The organism is Kaistia defluvii (assembly GCF_040548815.1).
GTDB classification, from domain to species: domain Bacteria; phylum Pseudomonadota; class Alphaproteobacteria; order Rhizobiales; family Kaistiaceae; genus Kaistia; species Kaistia defluvii_A.
In genome coordinates, this window is record NZ_JBEPSM010000002.1 from 515,097 (window position 1) to 533,527 (window position 18,431).

The 18,431-nt window shown below is 65.4% G+C and carries 19 protein-coding genes; 3 read left to right on the forward strand and 16 right to left on the reverse strand.

All coding sequences use genetic code 11. The features are described 5' to 3' along the window. Positions 1–4 precede the first annotated feature (4 nt). Positions 5–1,435: an arabinose isomerase gene (locus tag ABIE08_RS15435; protein WP_354552382.1), complete on the forward strand. Its 1,431-nt coding sequence runs from the start codon at positions 5–7 to the stop codon at positions 1,433–1,435. Between the two features lie 48 nt (positions 1,436–1,483). Here the strand turns inward: ABIE08_RS15435 and ABIE08_RS15440 are convergent, their stop codons facing one another. The 7 genes from ABIE08_RS15440 to ABIE08_RS15470 form a co-directional block, all read right to left on the reverse strand. After that, positions 1,484–2,557, reverse strand: a complete 1,074-nt coding sequence (locus tag ABIE08_RS15440) for an NAD(P)-dependent alcohol dehydrogenase (RefSeq protein WP_354552383.1) — start codon at positions 2,555–2,557, stop codon at positions 1,484–1,486. Positions 2,558–2,668: 111 nt separating this feature from the next. Then, positions 2,669–3,070 carry a monovalent cation/H(+) antiporter subunit G gene (gene mnhG, locus ABIE08_RS15445; protein ID WP_354552385.1) on the reverse strand — a complete coding sequence of 134 codons (402 nt, stop codon included), beginning with the start codon at positions 3,068–3,070 and terminating at the stop codon, positions 2,669–2,671. Further along, entirely contained in the window at positions 3,067–3,348 is a 282-nt protein-coding gene (locus ABIE08_RS15450; RefSeq protein WP_354552387.1) for a K+/H+ antiporter subunit F, read from the reverse strand. The genes mnhG and ABIE08_RS15450 overlap by 4 nt, the downstream gene beginning before the upstream one ends. Next, positions 3,345–3,830, reverse strand: coding sequence for a Na+/H+ antiporter subunit E (locus tag ABIE08_RS15455; protein WP_354552389.1), 486 nt, complete (start codon positions 3,828–3,830; stop codon positions 3,345–3,347). Before ABIE08_RS15455 ends, ABIE08_RS15450 begins: the two co-directional genes overlap by 4 nt. Then, positions 3,827–5,467 carry a monovalent cation/H+ antiporter subunit D gene (locus tag ABIE08_RS15460; RefSeq protein WP_354552391.1) on the reverse strand — a complete coding sequence of 547 codons (1,641 nt, stop codon included), beginning with the start codon at positions 5,465–5,467 and terminating at the stop codon, positions 3,827–3,829. The genes ABIE08_RS15455 and ABIE08_RS15460 overlap by 4 nt, the downstream gene beginning before the upstream one ends. Next, complete coding sequence (locus ABIE08_RS15465; RefSeq protein ID WP_354552393.1) at positions 5,467–5,808, reverse strand: Na+/H+ antiporter subunit C; 342 nt, start codon at positions 5,806–5,808, stop codon at positions 5,467–5,469. The genes ABIE08_RS15460 and ABIE08_RS15465 overlap by 1 nt, the downstream gene beginning before the upstream one ends. Beyond that, positions 5,808–8,726, reverse strand: coding sequence for a monovalent cation/H+ antiporter subunit A (locus ABIE08_RS15470; protein ID WP_354552395.1), 2,919 nt, complete (start codon positions 8,724–8,726; stop codon positions 5,808–5,810). The genes ABIE08_RS15465 and ABIE08_RS15470 overlap by 1 nt, the downstream gene beginning before the upstream one ends. A gap of 90 nt (positions 8,727–8,816) precedes the next feature. Between ABIE08_RS15470 and ABIE08_RS15475 the strand changes: the two genes are divergently transcribed. Further along, the gene (locus ABIE08_RS15475) at positions 8,817–9,080 is read left to right on the forward strand and encodes a helix-turn-helix transcriptional regulator (RefSeq protein WP_354552397.1); all 264 of its coding nucleotides are present in this window, start codon (positions 8,817–8,819) and stop codon (positions 9,078–9,080) included. 281 nt (positions 9,081–9,361) lie between these two features. On the opposite strand, the gene ABIE08_RS15480 is transcribed toward ABIE08_RS15475, so the two are convergent. The 4 genes from ABIE08_RS15480 to ABIE08_RS15495 are packed head-to-tail and all read right to left on the reverse strand — an operon-like array spanning position 9,362 to position 12,293. Beyond that, positions 9,362–10,156, reverse strand: coding sequence for a transporter substrate-binding domain-containing protein (locus tag ABIE08_RS15480; RefSeq protein ID WP_354552399.1), 795 nt, complete (start codon positions 10,154–10,156; stop codon positions 9,362–9,364). A 22-nt stretch (positions 10,157–10,178) separates the two neighbouring features. Then, positions 10,179–10,967: an amino acid ABC transporter ATP-binding protein gene (locus ABIE08_RS15485; RefSeq protein ID WP_354552400.1), complete on the reverse strand. Its 789-nt coding sequence runs from the start codon at positions 10,965–10,967 to the stop codon at positions 10,179–10,181. Then, positions 10,954–11,601 carry an amino acid ABC transporter permease gene (locus tag ABIE08_RS15490; protein ID WP_266331015.1) on the reverse strand — a complete coding sequence of 216 codons (648 nt, stop codon included), beginning with the start codon at positions 11,599–11,601 and terminating at the stop codon, positions 10,954–10,956. The genes ABIE08_RS15485 and ABIE08_RS15490 overlap by 14 nt, the downstream gene beginning before the upstream one ends. Before the next feature lie 14 nt (positions 11,602–11,615). Beyond that, the gene (locus ABIE08_RS15495; RefSeq protein ID WP_354552809.1) at positions 11,616–12,293 is read right to left on the reverse strand and encodes an amino acid ABC transporter permease; all 678 of its coding nucleotides are present in this window, start codon (positions 12,291–12,293) and stop codon (positions 11,616–11,618) included. Positions 12,294–12,922: 629 nt separating this feature from the next. On the opposite strand from ABIE08_RS15495, the gene ABIE08_RS15500 reads away from it, so the two are divergent. After that, a complete protein-coding gene (locus ABIE08_RS15500; protein ID WP_354552402.1) occupies positions 12,923–13,669 on the forward strand; it encodes a GntR family transcriptional regulator in 747 nt (248 codons plus the stop codon). A gap of 437 nt (positions 13,670–14,106) precedes the next feature. On the opposite strand, the gene ABIE08_RS15505 is transcribed toward ABIE08_RS15500, so the two are convergent. From ABIE08_RS15505 to ABIE08_RS15525, 5 genes are all read right to left on the reverse strand, one after another. Beyond that, positions 14,107–14,907, reverse strand: a complete 801-nt coding sequence (locus ABIE08_RS15505) for a shikimate dehydrogenase family protein (RefSeq protein WP_354552404.1) — start codon at positions 14,905–14,907, stop codon at positions 14,107–14,109. Positions 14,908–15,212: 305 nt separating this feature from the next. Continuing rightward, positions 15,213–16,013 carry a transporter substrate-binding domain-containing protein gene (locus ABIE08_RS15510; protein ID WP_354552406.1) on the reverse strand — a complete coding sequence of 267 codons (801 nt, stop codon included), beginning with the start codon at positions 16,011–16,013 and terminating at the stop codon, positions 15,213–15,215. A 46-nt stretch (positions 16,014–16,059) separates the two neighbouring features. Further along, positions 16,060–16,800 (reverse strand): amino acid ABC transporter ATP-binding protein, encoded by a 741-nt coding sequence (locus tag ABIE08_RS15515; RefSeq protein WP_354552811.1) that lies wholly within the window; start codon positions 16,798–16,800, stop codon positions 16,060–16,062. 55 nt (positions 16,801–16,855) lie between these two features. Then, the gene (locus ABIE08_RS15520) at positions 16,856–17,500 is read right to left on the reverse strand and encodes an amino acid ABC transporter permease (RefSeq protein ID WP_354552408.1); all 645 of its coding nucleotides are present in this window, start codon (positions 17,498–17,500) and stop codon (positions 16,856–16,858) included. Between the two features lie 53 nt (positions 17,501–17,553). Beyond that, positions 17,554–18,237: an amino acid ABC transporter permease gene (locus ABIE08_RS15525; RefSeq protein WP_266331022.1), complete on the reverse strand. Its 684-nt coding sequence runs from the start codon at positions 18,235–18,237 to the stop codon at positions 17,554–17,556. Positions 18,238–18,431: the final 194 nt, after the last annotated feature.

Sequence of the window (18,431 nt, forward strand, 5' to 3'; positions counted from 1 at the left end):
AAAAATGGCGCATGACACGCTCAAAGTCGGTCTGTTCGGCATCGGTCTCAACGCCTACTGGCCGCAATTCGCCGGTCTCGAACCGCGCCTGCGCGGCTATATCGAGCGGGTGGCCGAAAAGCTGGCGCGACCCGGCGTCGAGATCGTCAATCTCGGGCTGATCGACGACCCGGAAAAGGCGATGGACGCCGGCCACCAGCTCCGCGCCGCCGATGTCGATCTGATCTTCCTGCATGTGACGACCTATGCGGTGTCCTCGACCGTGCTGCCGGTGGTGCAGCGCGCCAAGGTGCCGGTCGTGATCCTCAACCTGCAGCCTGAAGCGGCGATCGATTACGCCAGCTTTAACGCGCTCGAGGATCGAACCCAGATGACCGGCGAATGGCTCGCCTTTTGCGCCGCCTGTCCGGTGCCGGAGATCGCCAATGTCTTCCGCCGCTCGGGCATCGATTTCCATCAGGTGACCGGCGTGCTCGATGGCGACGCGCATGTCGACCGCGAGATCGAGGCCTGGATCGAGGCGGCGCGCGTCGCCTATGTCATGTCGCACAACCGCCTTGGCCTGATGGGCCGCTACTATAATGGCATGCTCGACATCTATTCCGACACGACGGCGCAGGTCGCGACCTTTGGCGGGCACTTGGAAATCGTCGAGATCGACGAACTGGCGGCACTGCGCAAACAGGTCACCGAGATCGAGGCAACGGCCCGTGTCGACGCCTTTCGCGATGAGTTCGAGATCCAGCCCGATTGCGACCCGGCCGAACTGCTGCGTGCGGCGCGGACGTCGGTGGCGCTCGACCGGCTGGTCGCGAAGCACAAGCTCGGTTCGCTGGCCTATTACTACGAATCGACGCCCGGCCATGACCATGAGGACGTGATTTCCTCGGTGATCCTCGGATGCTCCTACCTGACGGCGCGCGGCGTGCCGGTGGCGGGCGAATATGAGGTGAAGAACGCCCAGGCGATGAAGATCCTCGACACGTTCGGGGTCGGCGGCTCCTTCACCGAGTATTACGGCATCGATTTCAACGACGACATCGTGCTGATGGGCCATGACGGCCCCGGCCACACGAAAATTGCCGAGGGCAAGACCAAGGTCCGGCCGCTCAAAGTCTATCACGGCAAGGTCGGCTCGGGCGTCAGCGTCGAGATGTCGGTGAAGCACGGCCCAGTGACGCTGCTCTCGGTCGCCGAGGATGGCGCCGGCAAGCTGAAGCTGGTGGTGGCGGAAGCGGAATCGGTGCCGGGTCCGATCCTCGAGATCGGCAACACCAACAGCCGCTACCGCTTCCCCATAGGCGCGCGGAATTTTGTCGAGCAATGGAACGCCCAATGCCCGGCGCATCACTGCGCGATCGGCATCGGCCATATCGCCGACAAAATCGAGAAGCTCGGCCTGCTGCTCGGCATCCCGACGGTAAAGGTCTGCTGAAAAAAGCGGGCGTCCCGATGCGGAGTCCGGGACGCCCGACGCAAGATCTCAGGGAGTGATCGCGACCTTCAGCACGCCGTCGCGCTGGTGGCCGAACAGGTCGTAGGCCGCCTCGATGTCGTCGAGCTTGAAGCGGTGGGTGACCAGCGCTTTCAGGTCGACGCGGCCGGAAGCGACCACGTTCATCAGGCGACGCATGCGCTCCTTGCCGCCCGGGCAGAGCGAGGTGATGATCTTGTTGTCGCCAAGCCCGGCCGAGAAGGCGCTGAGCGGGATCTTGAGATCGTTCGAATAGACGCCGAGGCTGGAAAGCGTGCCGCCCGGACGCAGCACGCGCAGTGCCGATTCGAACGTGCCCTGGGTGCCGAGCGCCTCGATCGCGACGTCGACGCCGCGACCGTCGGTGAGCTTCATGATCTGCTCGACCGGGTCGCCCTTCTTGAAGTCGACGACGATATCGGCGCCGAGCTTCTTGGCGACAGCCAGCCGCTCGGGAACCGTATCGACGCCGATGATGGTGGTGGCGCCCATCAGCTTGGCGCCGGCGACGGCGCAAAGGCCGATCGGGCCGAGCGCGAAGACCACGACCGTGTCGCCGATCCGGACGCCGCCGCTCTCGGCGCCGGCAAAGCCCGTCGACATGATGTCGGGGCACATCAGGATCTCTTCGTCCGAAAGGCCCTCGGCGACCGGGCTCAGATTGGCCGCGGCGTCGGGGATCAGGACGTATTCGGCCTGGCAGCCGTCGATGGTATTGCCGAATTTCCAGCCGCCCATCGCCTTGAAGCCATGCTTGGTGCCGGGACCATCCTGCGAGCCGCAACCGCAGAGGCAGGCATAGCTGTGGCCGCTGGGGGTGATCGCGCCGGCAATGACGCGCTGGCCCTCTTGATAGCCCTCGACGGCGGAGCCGAGCTTCTCGATCACGCCGACCGGCTCATGGCCGATGGTCAGGCCCTTGGCGACCGGGTACTCGCCCTTGAGGATGTGGATGTCGGTGCCGCAGATCGTCGTCGTCGTGATGCGCATCAGGGCATCGCGGGGTCCGACATCGGGAATTGGCTTTTCGTCGAGAACGATACGACCCGGCTCGACGAAGATGGCGGCTTTCATGCGTGGCATCTGGACCTCCTGCACCCTAATGGAGCGCGAAGGATAGCCGAGCCGTAAGACAGCCGAATTGATACACGTCAAGGTAACGTAAAATTGATCGAGATACCCGGCAGGGTTGCGTCAGGCCTTGGTGTCGGGAAGGCTCTCGGAGGACATCGCCGAGGACGGGGGAACGTCGGCCTGGGATTCCGGCATGTTGGCCTTGGCCTCGGTGCGGTCGCGATAGATCGCGGCGCGGGCGAGCAGCATCAGCGTCACCGGCGTCGTCACGGTGACGAACACGGTGATCAGCAGTTCGTGCAAGGCGAGGCGCGATTGCAGCACCGAGAAGAACAGGATCGAGCCGAGCAGGATGCCGCCGGCGCCGCAGGTGGTGCCGAGCGTGGGGGCGTGGACGCGCTCGTAGAAGCTGCTGAACCGCACCAGGCCGATGGTGCCGAGCAGGGTCAGCGCCGCGCCGACCAGCAGCAGCAGCGAAACGAGGATCGCCGCCCAGAGCGGGAAATCGTCGAGGCCGGTCATTCGATCACCTCGCCGCGCATCAGGAACTTGGCGAGCGCCGCCGTCGAGACGAAGGCGAGCAGCGCGATGACCAGCGCGGCCTCGAAATAGATCGTGCTGCCAGTGCGGATGCCGAAGGTGAGGATCAGCAGCATGGCGGCGACATAAAGCGCGTCGAGGCCGAGCACCCGGTCCTGCGCGCGCGGGCCGGCGATGACGCGGAAGGCGGCGCAGCCCATGGCCGCGACCAGCATCCATTGCGACAGGGTGACGGACCAGAAGAGGATCGTCGCGCTCATTCGAAAATCTCCGACAGCATGCGCGCATAGCGGTTGCGGATCAGCTCGATCCAGGCGTTCTCGTCGACGAGATCGAGCACATGGATCAGCAGCCGGCCATTATCGGCATGATATTCGACCCAGGCGGTGCCGGGCGTCGCGGTCAGGATGCAGGCGAGAACCGCCAGGCCGGTGCGGTCGCGCAGTTCGAGCGGGATGATGACGAAGCCGGAAGTGCGCTCCCGCCGCTTGCCCAGCAGGATGATTCCTGCGACCGCGACGTTGGAGCGGAAGACGTCGCCCAGCACGACGAAGAACAGGCGCGGGATCACGTCCCAGTGCCGGATGCGCGGCTTGGAAGGCTGCAGCGCCGCCATGGCCCAGGACGCGCCATAGGCGAAGATCGTGCCCAGGATCAGGTGGCCGAGCGAGAAGCTGTTGAGCAGCAGCCACATCAGGATCAGCGATGCGGTCAGCAGCGGATAGGGCAGCACCCGTCTCATGGCGCGGCCTCCTTGGCGGGCGACGGCACGCGCGGCGCGTGCATCACGCCCTCGATATAGGTCGCGGGCGAATGCAGCGCCTGTGCCGTCTGTTCCATGTAGCGCATCGCCGGTCCGCCGAAGACCGTCAGCCCGACGCAGAGCGTCAGCAGGAAGGCGACCGGCGCGATTTCCATCAGCAGCACCCGCGGCACGCGGCCCTCGATCGGCGCCCAGAAGGTCTGGATGCCCGAACGGGTGATGGCGATCATCGCGGCCAGGCCGGAAAGCACCAGCAGGCCGATGAAGGTCCAGGCCGAGAGCGACAGCGTGCTGCCCTGGGTCAGGCCGTTCGGATTGAACACCGCCGTCAGGATGGCGAACTTGCCGACGAAGCCCGAGAGCGGCGGCAGGCCTGCCAGCAGCAGGCCGCAGCTCGCAAAGCAGATGCCGAGGATGACGAGGGTCGCGGGAATGGCGACGCCGACTTCCTCTTCCGCCTCTTCCTCCTCCATGTCGTCGCCATAGGCGTCCATGGTCACGGCCAGCACGTTGGCGGCGGGGTCCTGCACGCGGTCGATCAGCTCGTTCAGCAGGAAGAAGGCGCTGACCGCCAGGGTCGAGGAAACCAGGTAGTAGAGCGCGCCGGCGGTTGTCGGTGCGTTGGCCATGCCGGTCGCGGCCAGCAGCGTGCCGGACGAAACCAGGATGTAGAAGCCTGCGAGCCGGCCCTTCGCTTGCGAGGCCAGCACGCCGACGATGCCGAAGGCCATGGTCGCCATCCCTCCGACCAGAAGCCAGTTGTCGCCGAAGCCGGTCGAATCGCCCGCTCCGGCGCCGAACAGCAGGGGCGAAAGCCGCATCAGCGCATAGACGCCCACCTTGGAGAGGATCGCAAAGATCGCGGCGACGGGCGCGGCGGCGGCGTTATAGGCGGTGGGGAGCCAGAAGCCGAGCGGCCACATGCCCGCCTTGACCAGGAAGGCGATGCCGAGAATGCCGGCGCCGGCATCGAGCAGCATGCGGTCGGAAGCCGGCACCAGCGCGATGCGCACGGCGAGGTCGGCCATGTTCAGCGTGCCGGTGACGCCATAGATCATGGCGACGCCGATCAGGAACAGCGACGAGGCGGCCAGGTTGATGACGATATAATGCAGGCCCGCCTTGACGCGCAGCGGGCCGGAGCCATGCAGCATCAGGCCGTAGGACGAGGCGAGCAGCACCTCGAAGAAGACGAACAGGTTGAACAGGTCGCCCGTCAGGAAGGCGCCGTTCAGTCCCATCAGCAGCAGCTGGAACAGAGTGTGGAAATGCGGGCCGCTCTTGTGCCAGCGCGCCAGCGAATAGATCAGCGCCGGCAGCGCCAGCATCGCGGTCAGCACCAGCATCATCGCCGAAAGCCGGTCGAGCACCAGCACGATGCCGAACGGCGCCGGCCAATTGCCGAGCAAGTAGACGAGGGCGGCCGCCTTGTTCGCGGCCGTCGGCGTATCGGCGATGTCGAGCAGGGACACGGCGACCAAAGCCAGCAGGATCGTCGAGACCACGTTGATCGTGGCCTTCAGCCGGTGCCGGCGCTCGTCGAACATCAGCAGCAGCGCGCCGGTGAGCAGCGGCAGCAGCACCGGGACGATCACGAGATGATCCAGCCAACCCATCAGTTGGGCTCCCGGCCATCGACGTGATCGCTACCCGTCAACCCGCGCGAAACGAGCAGTACGACGAGGAACAGCGCGGCGGTGGCGAAGCCGATGACGATGGCGGTCAGGACGAGGGCCTGGGGGATGGGGTCTGCGTAATCGGCGGGATTCACGGGCCCTCCCGAGGCCAGCACGGGTGGGGCCGCGACTTTCAGCCGGCCCATCGAGAAGATGAAGAGATTGACGCCATAGGCGATCAGCGACAGCCCGATGATGAGCTGGTAGGTGCGCGGCCGGAACAGCAGGAAGACGCCGGACCCGATCAGGACGCCGATGCCGATGGAGAGGATGAGTTCCATCAGGGAGCCTCCTCGCTGGGGCCGGCCGCCGCCCGGGGCGCGCGCAGGCGCCGGATCGACTGGTGGGCGAGCGCGATCAGCATCAGCGTGGTGGCGCCGAGAACCAGCGAGAAGACGCCGAAATCGAACAGCAGCGCGGTTGCCGCCGGAACGGCGCCGATCCAGGGCAGCTCGATATATTGCGAATGCGTGGTGAGGAACGGATAGCCGAGCAGCCACGAGCCGGATCCGACGGCCACCGCCAGCAGCAGTCCGATGCCGATCCAGCGCACCGGAAGGACGCGGAGCTTGTCTTCCACCCAAACCGTGCCGGCAGCCATGTATTGCAGGATGAAGGCGGCCGCGAGCGCGATGCCGGCCGCAAAGCCGCCGCCCGGCAGGTCGTGCCCGCGCATGAACAGATAGGCGGCGAAGACGATGATCACCGGGAACAGCCACTGCATGATCACGGCCGGCACGAGCAGATAGTCGCTGACCGTGTCGCCGAGCTTGCGGTCGGGCCGCGCATCGTCATCCGCGTTCTGGATCCGCTGCTGCTCCGGGGAATCGACGCTGTCGGCCGCCGGGCGGAAGCGGCGCAGCAGCGCATAGACCGTCAGCGCCACGACGCCCAGAACCGTCATTTCGCCCATGGTGTCGAAACCGCGGAAATCGACCAGGATGACGTTGACCACGTTGCGTCCGCCGCCTTCCGAATAGGCCTTTTCGAGGAAATAGTCGGAAATCGTGTCCGGCATGGAGCGGGTCATGATGGCGTAGGAGATCAGCATCATGCCTGTGCCGGCGGCCGCGGCGACGATCAGGTCGCGATAGCGGCGCAGCTTGGCGCCGAGGCCGGAGTCGCCGGCCGAGATTTCCGGCGAGCGCTTCGGCAGCCAGCGCAGGCCGAGCAGGATCAGCACCGTGGTGACCACCTCGACCAGCAACTGCGTGACGGCGAGATCGGGCGCGGAGAACCACAGGAAGGTTATGCAGGTGACGAGACCGGCGCCGCCCATCAGCGTCAGCGCGACGAGTCGGTGGAACTTGGCCTGCCAGGCGGCGCCGATGGCGCAGACGATGGCGATCGCCCAGAGGCCGACAAAGGCCGGATCGGCGCCGGCGAGCGTCAGCTTGTCGCGATTGAAGCCGAGGATGGTCAGCGGCCACACGGCGGCGACGATGGCGACCAGCACCAGCAGCCGAAGCTGCGGCTGCAGCCGGCGGGTGCCGAGGCGCGCTTCCAGGAAACGCGCCCAGCGCCACGACATCGTGACCATGGCGCGCTCGAAGATGCGCTGGCCCTTCAGCCGGCGGAAATAGGGCGGTCCTTCCTCGCTGGTGGCGAGATAGTTCTTCAGCAGCGCGAACAGGATCAGGCCGGCGGCGAGCGCGCCGAGGCTCATCATCAGCGGCAGGTTGAAGCCGTGCCAGATCGCCAGGCTGTATTCCGGCGTCCGGTCGCCGAGCACCGAGGTGACGGCGGTATGGAGATACGGTCCGATCGTCAGGCCGGGCAGCGTGCCGACCACGAGGCAGGTGAGCACCAGCAGCAGGATCGGGAAGCGCATCCAGAAGGGAGGCTCATGCGGCACGCTCGGCAGGTCGGTCGGCGGCGGGCCGAAGAAGGTCGAGTGGATGAAGCGCACCGAATAGGCGACGGCAAAGGCGCTGCCGAGGAAGGCGGCATAGGGCGCGATCGTGTCGAGGATCGAATTGACATGCGTCTCGATCGTCTCTGCGAAGAACATTTCCTTCGACAGGAAGCCGTTCAGCAGCGGCACGCCGGCCATGGCGGCGCTGGCCACCATCGCCAGCGTCGCGGTGAACGGCATGAAGCGGAACAAGCCGCTCAGCCGCCGCATGTCGCGCGTACCCGTCTCGTGATCGATGATGCCGGCCGCCATGAACAGCGACGCCTTGAAGGTCGCGTGGTTCATCATGTGGAAGATGGCGGCGACGGCGCCAAGCGGGCTGCCGAGGCTGAGCAGCATGGTGATCAGGCCGAGATGGCTGATGGTCGAATAGGCGAGCAAGCCTTTGATGTCCTGCTGGAAGATGGCGAAATAGGAGCCGAGCAGGAAGGACATCATGCCGGCCAGGCCGATGATCCAGAACCATTCATTCGTGCCCGCCAGCACCGGCCAGAACCGCGCCAGCAGGAAGACGCCCGCCTTCACCATGGTGGCGGAATGCAGGAAGGCCGACACCGGGGTGGGGGCTGCCATGGCGTTGGGCAGCCAGAAATGGAACGGGAACTGGGCACTTTTGGTCAGCGCGCCGAGGGCGATGAAGCAGAGCGTCGGCACATAGAGCGGATGCTCGCGGATCAGGTCGCCGGAGGCGAGCACGACGTCCAGTTCGTAGCTGCCGACGATGTGGCCGATCAGCAGCACGCCGGTCAGCAGCCCGAGGCCGCCAATGCCGGTGATCGTCAGCGCCATGCGCGCGCCGTCACGGGCGCTGGCATTGTGGTGCCAGTAGCCGATCAGCAGGAAGGAGAAGATGCTCGTCATCTCCCAGAACACGACGAGCAGGATCAGATTGCCCGACAGCACGATGCCGAGCATCGAGCCCATGAAGGCGAGGAAGAACGAGAAGAAGCGCGGAACCGGGTCTTCGCGCGACATGTAATAGCGCGCATAGAGCACCACGAGCAGGCCGATCGCGGCGACCAGCAGCGCGAACATCCAAGCGAAGCCGTCCATCCGCAGCGAGAAATTGAGGCCGAGCGCGGGGATCCAGTCGATCTCGTTGCGCACCGCGCCGAAGGAGGCGACGGGCGAATAGAGCATGACCGCGATGATGAGACAGATCGTTGTCACGCCGCCGGCAAGGGCCGCGGCGGCGGTTCGGGCATTTGTGGGGAGCGCCGCAGCGAGAATGCTCCCGGCAAATGGCAGGCCGACCATCAGAATTAGCGATGCGTCGTCCGTCATTGGTGCCGTGGCCCGCTCGAACACAGGCCCCATTGCCTGATCTCACCCATTATGGTTGACTTGGGGGACGTTAGGCAAGGCTTTGAAACGATGAATCTGCTTCCGGAGCAATGTCGGGCGGCGCGGGGACTGCTTAACTGGACACAGGAGCATCTCGCCAGCCTCGCGGGCGTGTCGCGTAGCACGATCAAGGACTTCGAGTGCAATCGCCATGCGATTCACCGGGCCACGGAGGCGCTGCTGATTCGAGCTTTCGAGGATGGCGGCGTCCGTCTCATCCCTGCCGAGGGCGAGGGCCCCGGCGTCCGCCTGACCTGCCGCTGCGCCGGCGCCCAATCAGGGCTGGTGAACTGACGGCGGGGGCGTTCTTCGCCTCTTCCTGCGATCCCGGCAGGCCCTTTCGCTGCGCGCAGGCCATGCCATCCGCGGCCGTCATCCCGACGAAGGTCGGGGTCGCCATATCTCCCGGGGCGGTGTTCATGGGCCCCAGCCTTCGCCGAGGCGACGGAGTTTCGCGCATGCGCCGGGCGCGGACGGGCGCCCCACACTGAGAACTCTCTAAAGCCGTCTTGGAATCAAAAAAGGGCTGCCGCGCGGTTGCGGGCAGCCCTTCTTTTCACGCCGGGGCGTAGATCTTACTTGGCGTCCGCCAGGAACGGAGCCAGGTCGAGCTTGGCGCCCATGTACTTCTCGAAGATGGTCGAGAGCGAGCCGTCGTCGGCGCCCTTCTTGACCCAATCGAGCAGCCAGGCCTTCAGCTCCGGCTCGTTCTGGCGCAGGCCGATGCCCAGCGGCTGCTGGACGACTTCGGCCTTCATTTCGAGTTCCTTGGCCGGGTAGCGCTCGGCCAGGGTCAGGAACATGCCGTAGGGCGCGCACATGGCGTCGACCTGGCCGGACATCAGCGCGGTGATCGTGGTCGCGTCATCGTCGAAACGGACGAGCTTGGTATCGGCCGGAGCCTTCTTGGTCAGCTCGGTGTCCTGCAGATTGCCGCGGACGACGCCGACGCGCTTGCCGGACAGGTCCTCGAGCGACTTGATCTCGACGCCCTTGGGGCCGAACACGATCAGGCGGTTGACCGAGTAGGGGACGAAGTCGACGACCTTGGCGCGCTCCGGGGTGATCGCGAAGGACGAGATCACGATGTCGGTCTTGCCGGTGAGCAGGAACGGCACGCGGTTCGGGCCGGTCACTTCGACGAGGCGCATCTTCACGCCGAGATCCTGGGCCAGCTTGTTCGCGACGTCGACGTCGGCGCCTGCGGGCTTCAGGTTGGCATCGGTCATGCCCCATGGCGGCGCACCGAGGTCGATGGCGATCGCGATCTCGCCCTTGGCCTTGATGTCGGCCAGAAGATCGGCCTTGGCAACACCGGCGACGCCGAGTGCCAGGGTCGCGGCGAGCGCGACGCGGGTCAGAAACTTCATGTCATTACCTCCAGTTGAAACGTCAAAGGCCGCTGCTGAGAAACTGGCGCAGTTCCGGAGTCTTCGGATCTGCGAAAATCTCGGCCGGCGGACCTGCCTCCCAGACCTTGCCCTGATGCATGAACACGACGACGTCGGCGAGCCGGCGCGCAAACGCCATTTCATGCGTCACCAGAACCATCGTCATGCCCTCGCGGGCGAGGTCTTCCATCACCTTCAGCACTTCGCCGGTCAGTTCCGGGTCGAGCGCCGAGGTCACTTCGTCGAACAGCAGCACTTTTGGTGAAAGCGCGAGCGAGCGGGCGATGGCGACGCGCTGCGCCTGGCCGCCCGAAAGCTGTTCCGGATAGGCTTCGGCCTTGTCGGCGAGGCCGACCATGGCGAGCACCTTCTGGGCGATCGCCTCGGCCTCGGCGCGGGGCTTCTTCTGCACCACCGTCAGCGCCAGCGTGATGTTGCGCAGCACGGTCAGGTGCGGGAACAGGTTGTAGCTCTGGAACACCATGCCGACATCGGTGCGCAGGCGCTTGACCGACGGGCGGTCGCCCATCGAGACCTTGTTGCCGCACACCTCGATGGCGCCGCCATTGATCTCCTCGAGCGCATTCATGCAGCGCAGGAGCGTGCTCTTGCCGGAGCCAGAGCGTCCGACGATGGCGACCATGGTGCCGCGCTCGATGGTCAGCGACACACCGTGCAGCACCTGGAGGGGGCCGAAACTCTTCGAAACATTGTCGACGACGATGATGGGTTCGGCGCCCGGCACGGCTTCGTTCCGAGGTCTCGTGCCGGTGGCTTCATTTACCGACATTGAGCTTCCTTTCGAAATGTCTGCTGGCGAGAGAGAGGGGGTAGCACATGGCGAAATAGATCATCGCCACGAAGACGAAGGTGATGAACGGCTCGAAGGTCGAGTTGTTGACGATCTGTCCAGCTCTCGCGAGCTCGACGAAACCGATGATCGAGGTGATCGAGGTGTTCTTGATGATCTGGACCATGAAGCCGACGGTCGGCGGGATCGCGATACGGGCTGCCTGCGGCAGGATGACGTATCGATACTGCTGCAGCCGGTTCAGGCCGATGCAATTGGAGGCTTCCCACTGCGTCTTCGGTACGGAGAGGATGCAGCCGCGCCAGATCTCGCCCAGGAAGGCCGAGGTGTAGAGCGTGAGCGACAGGCCCGCGGCGACGATCGGCGGGATATCGAGGCCGAGGATCGACAGGCCGAAATAGGCCAGGAACAGCACCACCAGCAGCGGCGTGCCCTGGATGATCTGGATGTAGGCGGACGACACCCAGCGCAGCCAGCGGATCTGCGAGACGCGGCCGAGCGCCAGGGCGAGGCCGACAATGCCGCCGCCGATGAAGGCCAGCACCGACAGCAGCAGCGTCCAGCGCGCGGCCTCGATGAGGTAGATCAGATGGGTGGAGGAAAACGTGATCATGGCTTCACCTCACCTCACGTGCGCAGCTTGCGGCGGCGGACAAAGGCGACTTCGCCGATGGCCCACAGGACGACGCGGAAGAGGACGGAGAGGGCGAGATAGACGGCCGCGACGATCAGGTAGACCTCGAACGAGCGGAACGTCTCCGACTGGATCATGTTCGCCTCGGCGGTCAGTTCCTGCGCCGAGATCTGCGAGGTGATCGAGGAGGAAAGCATCAGCAGCACGAACTGGCTCGACAGCGCCGGATAGACGCGCTCGACGGCCGGGATCAGCACGATGTGCCAGTAGATCTGCAGCTTGTTGAGGCCGAGGCATTCCGCCGCCTCGATCTGGCCCTTGGCGATCGACTCGATGCCGGCGCGGATGATCTCGCTGCCATAGGCGCCGGTGTTGATGACCAGGGCGATGACGGCGGCCGTCTCGGCCGAAAGGCGCAGGCCGAGGCTGGGCAGGCCGAAATAGACGATGAAGATCTGCACCAAAAGTGGCGTGTTGCGGATCACCTCGACATAGGCGCCGACCAGACCGGAGGCGAGCCTGTTCTTGCCGGAACGGATGATGGCGCAGACCAGCGCGACGACGAAGCCGATGGCGATCGACGTCCCCGCGAGCAGGATCGTCTGCCAGGCGCCGCGCATGAAGGCGGGCCAGGTCGTCAAAAGAAATGAGAAGTCAAATGAGTATGAGATCATCCCGTCGCCTGCTGTTGGTGGGCTCGGTAGGGGGAGCGAGATCGCGGATGGCAGCGGTTTTTCGCTACACGGCGCGGATCTTCGAGGCGGCTTGGCCCGTCATGACGTTGCACCGGCCCGTTCCGTCGACGGCGGCATAGTCCCCGCGGACGGCGATCGCAACACCGGATGGCTGTGGCAATCCGACCTAGGCGGAATCGTAAGGCTCCCGTTCGATGCCCGGTGCGGGACCGGGCGGTGCGGCGTGGAAGCCATAGGGCTCGTGGTGTTCATTGCGTCGCCTTGGTCGAACCTCCTCCCGGAGGCATCCTAGTGGAACTGCGCCGGTGAGGGCGGAACCGCGCGGGCCTTGTCGAGCTGCCAGGATCCGGTGTCGCGATGGGTTCGCGCAGCCGGATCACTCCCTGGCTCCAGACCGCTCGGATCCGTGTGCCAGTCGGGCTTCCCTTGCCTCTTTGTGCGTCCCGGCACTAGTATTCTAGTCTACGGTTCTTGACAATATGGCCCAACAATCGGCTTGTTTGGCCGGAGTGGACGGCGGAAACGTTTGGTTTCATTCTAAGATTCAGCGTATCCACCGAGGGTGGGACGCAAAAAAGCCGAATAAAAAAGCAGGGGGCGGAATCATGGAAGCGGGAAACCACTCGCTCGGGGCGATTCTGGACGACGCCAATCTCACGCGCGACCGGCGCGCCTCGCAGCAGGTTTATGACCTGCTGCGGCGGGCGATCCTGTCGCTGCAGCTCGTGCCCAACCGGCCGATCTCCGAGCAGGACGTGGCCAACCGCCTCTCCGTCAGCCGCACGCCCGTCCGCGAGGCCTTCATCCGCCTGTCGGAGGAGGGGCTGCTGACCAGCTATCCGCAGCTCGCGACGGTGATCGCGCCGATCCGCATGGAAGCGCTGCTGGAGGCGCAGTTCCTGCGCGAAGCGATCGAATGCGCCACGGCGGAGCGTGCCGCGCGCATCATCGACGAGGACGGCATCATCCGCCTGCGCGCCGTGCTCGCCCGCCATGCGGCGGCGCTCGAGGCCGAGCGGTGGCCGGAATTCCACCTGCTCGACGAGGAGACGCACCGGCTGATCTGCGAGGTCGCCGGCCTGCGCGGGCTCGGCCGCCCGGTGGAGCAGGCGCGCGGCCATCTCGACCGCGTCCGTTACCTGACGCTGCCTGAAATCGACACGTCGCGCCGGGTCGTCGCCCAGCACACGACGGTGGTTGAGGCGATCTGCGAGCACCGGCCCGAAGACGCGCGCGAGGCGATGCGCGTGCATGTGCGCGACCTGCTGCCCCGCCTCGAGGGTCTGCGCGAGCGCTATCCCGATTTCTTCGAGGAAAAGCCCCAGTTCGCCCGCCGCGCGCCCGGCCGCTAGGGGCCAGCAAGCCCGCCATGGATGGCCTCATTCCTTACCTCTCCCGGCGGGAGAGGTCGGAGCGAAGCTCCGGATGAGGGTTTCGGGAACTTGTCTGAAAGGCCGTAAACTCTCACCCGCCGCACTGCGTGCGTCGACCTCTCCCTCAGGGAGAGGTGAAGCAGGCTTTAGGTATACGCTCTGCCATCATCCCCGCCGAAGTGCGACCCGTTTCCTTGGCCGGTGTTTATGGGCCCCGGCCTTCGCCGGGGCGACGAGCCTCTGTCTGCATCATAAGCGTATGGCGTCCGCGACGTTCAGTCAGCAGTTCCCTCACCCCACCCTCTCCCGCGAGCGGGCGAGGGCTTTTCCGCCGAGGCAGTGTCGAAGGGAAGACTGGGTGCGATGGGCTCCCTCTACCGCTTGCGGGAGAGGGGTGGGGTGAGGGTCTTCGTGAGCTACAACCCGAAATAGTCCGCCATCAGTTCCAACTGCTGGTCGAGCATCGGCTTGCCCAAGTGGATGCGGCAGCCGGCGGCCTCGGCCGCGACCAGCAGCGGCGTCATGGTCGGTTGCATGATCACCTCAGCGACGATCATCTCGGGCGTCAGGCGGGCGAAATCGAGCGGCGCGGGGTCTTCGGTGCGCATGCCGAGCGACGTGCCGTTGACGACAAGGTCATGGCCACTTGGGTCGCTGTCGCCGATGAGGACATTGGCATCCGGATGAAGTCCCAGGATGCGCTCGCGCAGCGCCTTGGCCTTGGCGCGGGTGCGGTTGGCGATCGTCAGCTTCGACACGCCGCCCTCGACCAGCGCAAAGGCGATGGCATTGGCTGCGCCGCCGGCGCCGGCCAGATAGGCGCTGCGCCCGGCGATCGGGATGCCGGCGACCCTCAGGCCCGCGACGAAGCCGAGGCCGTCCAGCATGTCGCCGACCAGCCGGCCATCCGGCTCGCGGCGGATCACGTTGACGGCGCCGATGGCGCGGGCGCTCGGGCTGACCTCATCGCACAGCGAAGCCATCGCGCCCTTGTGCGGCACGGTGATAATGGCGCCGTCGAAGCTTCTGAGGTTCCGCAGCGCGTCGGCGAAGTGGGGCAGCGTCTCCGGGGAAATCTGGAACGGCACCATGACGGCGTCGCGGCCGCGCTGGCGGGCTATGCGGTTGATGCCGGGCGGCGCTTTCACATGCGCGATCGGGTCGGCCAGGATGCCGAGCACGCGGGTCTTGCCGGTGATCTCTCGGGTCTCGGTCATGTCGGTGCGCCTTTGTCGGACGTGGTCTGGAAAACAGAGCGCCGCGCCGATCTCTGCGACTCCCAGAACTCGACCATCATCCTGAGGTGCCCGGCAAAGCCGGGCCTCGAAGGAGGGTCCAGGAAACGCGTCTAAGGGAGGCGGGATACGGCGTCGTCTGCAACGAATGAGCTCCGCTGGAACCTCCTTCGAGGCTTCGCTCGCGCGAAGCGCCTCAGGATGATGGCGGAGCCGGTAGATCGGCCCGAAGGCCCGGACATTCATTGTCGGAAAAAGGCGGGCCCCCGAGGGGCCCGCTGCGCTTCTTATTCGGGGATGGTTTCCGGCAGGTTCTGGTTGAAATACTTGACGTAGATCTCGTTCAGCTTGCCGTTCTTCAGGTTGGTCACGACCCACTCATCGACCCAGGTCTTGAGTTCCGAGTCGTTCTTGCGCAGGCCGATCGCCATCGGGTAGGCGGCGAGCGTCAGCTTGACCTCGAGGCCCTTGTCGGCGTTCTGCTCGGCGACCGAGTTGGCGGTCGAAAGGGCTGCCGCGAACACATCCTGCTGGCCGGTGGCGACGGCGGTGTTGGTGGTCGCCTCGTCCTCGTAGCGGACGATGCTGGCGGCGGCGCCGGCTTCCTTGAGGGCGCGCGTCAGCTCGATGTCGGCGGTCGTGCCGCGGGCAACCGCGATGTTCTTGCCGGCGAGGTCGGCGGCTGTGGCGATCGCGACCGCCTTCGGGGCCGAGACGACGACGGGAATGACGCCGTAGGGCTTGGAATAGTTGACGACCTTCTTGCGCTCGGCCGTGATCGAGAACGAGGCGATGACGACGTCGGCCTTGTTGGCGAGCAGGAACGGCACGCGGTTGGCGCCCGAGACCGGCACGACTTCGAGCTTCACGCCGAGATCGTCGGCCAGCAGCTTGGCGGTCTCGATGTCGGAGCCGGTTGCCTGCGCCTGCGCGTCGAGCATGCCGTAGGGCGGATGGCCGATATCGACCGCGACGCGCAGCGTGCCGCGCTCCTTGATCTGCGCGGGCGTATCGGCATGGGCCGTCGCCGCACCGGCGCACAGCGCGAGCGACAGGGTGAGCCCGCCGACCAGATGCTTGAAGTTCATGGTGTTTCCTCCACTGGGTAGTTCGGTTTGACGCCTCTGGCGTCGTTTAGAGACCGTTGCCGACGAACTGGCGCAGCTCCGGCGTCTGGGGATTGTCGAGCATCTCGCCCTTGCCGCTCTCCCAGATGCGGCCCTGGTGCATGAAGACGATCTGGTCCGCGACCGACCGGGCAAAGGCCATTTCGTGGGTCACGAGCATCATGGTCATGCCTTCGGCGGCGAGCTTCGCGATGACGCGCAACACTTCGCCGGTGAGTTCAGGGTCGAGGGCGGAGGTGACTTCGTCGAACAGGATCAGCTTGGGCCGCATGGCCAGCGAACGGGCGATGGCGACGCGTTGCTGCTGGCCGCCGGAAAGCTGCTCGGGATAGTTCTTCGCCTTGTCAGAAAGGCCGACCTGCGCCAGCACCTGATCGGACAGCTCGCGCGCCTCTTTCGAGCCGATCTTGTGCACCTTGCGCGGGGCGAGCGTGACGTTCTGCTCGACCGTCAGATGTGGGAACAGATTGTAGCTCTGGAACACGATGCCGACGTCTTGGCGCAGGTCGCGCAGGTCGACCTTGCCGTCATGCAGCGTGCGGCCGCAGACGGTGAGTTCGCCGGCATTGATCCGCTCCAGCCCGTTGACGCAGCGCAGCGCCGTGCTCTTGCCGGAGCCCGAGCGGCCGATCAGCGCCACGACCTCGCCCGACTTGACCTCGAGATCGATGCCTTTCAACACTTCGAGTTCGCCAAAGCTTTTGCGGACGCCCTGGAAGCGGACGAGCGGGGTATCGCGTCGGGTCATGCTCTGGATCTCGGTCGCGCGTTGCGGGGTGGCGGCGATGTTCATCTGGCTCTCCTCAGCTCCGGCTCAGCCGGCGCTCGAACCGGCGCGCCAGGACCGACATCGGGAAGCAGATGGCGAAATAGATCAGCGCCGCGATGGTGAAGACGGTGAAGGGCATGAAGGTCGAGTTGTTGATCACCTTGGCCGAGTAGGTGAGGTCGAAGAAGCCGATCACCACCGCATAGGAGGTGTTCTTGACGATCTGGACCAGGAAGCCGACCGTCGGCGGCACGGCGATGCGCAGCGCCTGCGGCAGGATGACGAAGACGAAGCGCTGCGTATTGGTCAGCGCCAGGCATTCGCCCGCTTCCCACTGCGTCTTCGGCACGGCCTGAATGCAGCCGCGCCAGATCTCGCCGAGATAGGCGCTGGAATAGAGCGTCATGGCGATGCCGGCGGCGACCAGCGCCGGCACGTCATAGCCGCCGATCGAGATGCCGAAATAGACGACGAACATGATGACCGGCAGCGGGATGCCCTGCACCAGTTGCACGAACAGGCCGGACGCGGTCCGCAGGCTTCTGCGGCGCGAGGCGCGCGCCAGCGCCACCGGCAGGCCCAGTATCGTGCCGCCGACGAAGCCGAGCAGCGACAGGACAATGGTCCAGCCGGCGCCGCGGAAGATGAAGGCGATCTGCTCGATGGTCAGTCCGAACATGGGCGGGATCCGTGCATCGTGGAAGGGGCGGGCGGGAGCAGGCGGGCGGAACGCTAGAGCGGCGTGCCGAGGCGCCGCCGCCGCGGGAAGGACACCTGCGCCACGCCGAGCAGGGTCAGGCGCAGCAGGCAGGACATGACGAGGTAGATGCCGGCGATGACGAGGTAGACCTCGAAGCCGCGGAAGGTGAAGGACTGGATCATGTAGGCGACGCCGGTCAGTTCCTCGGCGGAGATCTGCGACATGATCGAGGTCGCGAGCATCATCAGCACGAACTGGCTGACAAGGGCCGGATAGACCCGCTCGACCGCCTGCGGGATCTGCACCGACCAGAGGCTCTGGCTCGGCTTCAGCGCCAGGCAGGCGGCGGCTTCCAGCTGGCCCTTGGGAATGCTCTGCAGGCCGGCGCGCATGATCTCGGCCGTATAGGCGCCGACATTGATGACCAGCGCGATCACGGCGGCGGGGAAGGGGCCGACGCGGACCTGCAGAACCGCCAGTCCGAAGAACAGCCAGAACACCTGGATGATCAGGGGCGTGTTGCGGATGCCCTCGACATAGATGGTGACGAGGCGCTGCACCCAGGGCGGGCCATAGAGACGGCCGACGGCGCAACCGGTGCCGAGCGCGAAGCCGGGAACGATCGAGACGACGGTCATTCCAAGCGTCAGCCAGATTCCATGCCAAAGTTCCGGCAGATAATCGTTCAGGAACGAGAAATCGAATTCATATGACAAGGCGCAACCCCGCACATTCCGTAGCGATGATGAATCGCAACGGAGCCGTATTTCTGAATCATAAGTTTGGAAGTGGCGCGTTCGTTATCGAGATCTACGCATAGGCTCGATTCCTGCCTTGGCACACCATGCCGGCAGTGCTCCCATATCCTATAATTATTATTGTTTTTCTGTTGACTAGAGCAGATCTAACA

Excerpts from the sequence above, each read along its gene's own strand:
- ABIE08_RS15460 (WP_354552391.1), bottom strand. The coding sequence starts at position 5,467 with ATGGGTTGGCTGGATCATCTCGTGATCGTCCCGGTGCTGCTGCCGCTG.
- ABIE08_RS15520 (WP_354552408.1), bottom strand. The coding sequence starts at position 17,500 with ATGTTCGGACTGACCATCGAGCAGATCGCCTTCATCTTCCGCGGCGCC.
- ABIE08_RS15505 (WP_354552404.1), bottom strand. The coding sequence starts at position 14,907 with ATGACCGAGACCCGAGAGATCACCGGCAAGACCCGCGTGCTCGGCATC.
- ABIE08_RS15515 (WP_354552811.1), bottom strand. The coding sequence starts at position 16,800 with ATGACCCGACGCGATACCCCGCTCGTCCGCTTCCAGGGCGTCCGCAAA.
- ABIE08_RS15510 (WP_354552406.1), bottom strand. The coding sequence starts at position 16,013 with ATGAACTTCAAGCATCTGGTCGGCGGGCTCACCCTGTCGCTCGCGCTG.
- ABIE08_RS15465 (WP_354552393.1), bottom strand. The coding sequence starts at position 5,808 with ATGGAACTCATCCTCTCCATCGGCATCGGCGTCCTGATCGGGTCCGGC.
- ABIE08_RS15470 (WP_354552395.1), bottom strand. The coding sequence starts at position 8,726 with ATGACGGACGACGCATCGCTAATTCTGATGGTCGGCCTGCCATTTGCC.
- ABIE08_RS15450 (WP_354552387.1), bottom strand. The coding sequence starts at position 3,348 with ATGAGCGCGACGATCCTCTTCTGGTCCGTCACCCTGTCGCAATGGATG.
- ABIE08_RS15490 (WP_266331015.1), bottom strand. The coding sequence starts at position 11,601 with ATGATCACGTTTTCCTCCACCCATCTGATCTACCTCATCGAGGCCGCG.
- ABIE08_RS15485 (WP_354552400.1), bottom strand. The coding sequence starts at position 10,967 with ATGTCGGTAAATGAAGCCACCGGCACGAGACCTCGGAACGAAGCCGTG.
- ABIE08_RS15480 (WP_354552399.1), bottom strand. The coding sequence starts at position 10,156 with ATGAAGTTTCTGACCCGCGTCGCGCTCGCCGCGACCCTGGCACTCGGC.
- ABIE08_RS15475 (WP_354552397.1), top strand. The coding sequence starts at position 8,817 with ATGAATCTGCTTCCGGAGCAATGTCGGGCGGCGCGGGGACTGCTTAAC.
- ABIE08_RS15455 (WP_354552389.1), bottom strand. The coding sequence starts at position 3,830 with ATGAGACGGGTGCTGCCCTATCCGCTGCTGACCGCATCGCTGATCCTG.
- ABIE08_RS15435 (WP_354552382.1), top strand. The coding sequence starts at position 5 with ATGGCGCATGACACGCTCAAAGTCGGTCTGTTCGGCATCGGTCTCAAC.
- ABIE08_RS15440 (WP_354552383.1), bottom strand. The coding sequence starts at position 2,557 with ATGCCACGCATGAAAGCCGCCATCTTCGTCGAGCCGGGTCGTATCGTT.
- mnhG (WP_354552385.1), bottom strand. The coding sequence starts at position 3,070 with ATGACCGGCCTCGACGATTTCCCGCTCTGGGCGGCGATCCTCGTTTCG.
- ABIE08_RS15500 (WP_354552402.1), top strand. The coding sequence starts at position 12,923 with ATGGAAGCGGGAAACCACTCGCTCGGGGCGATTCTGGACGACGCCAAT.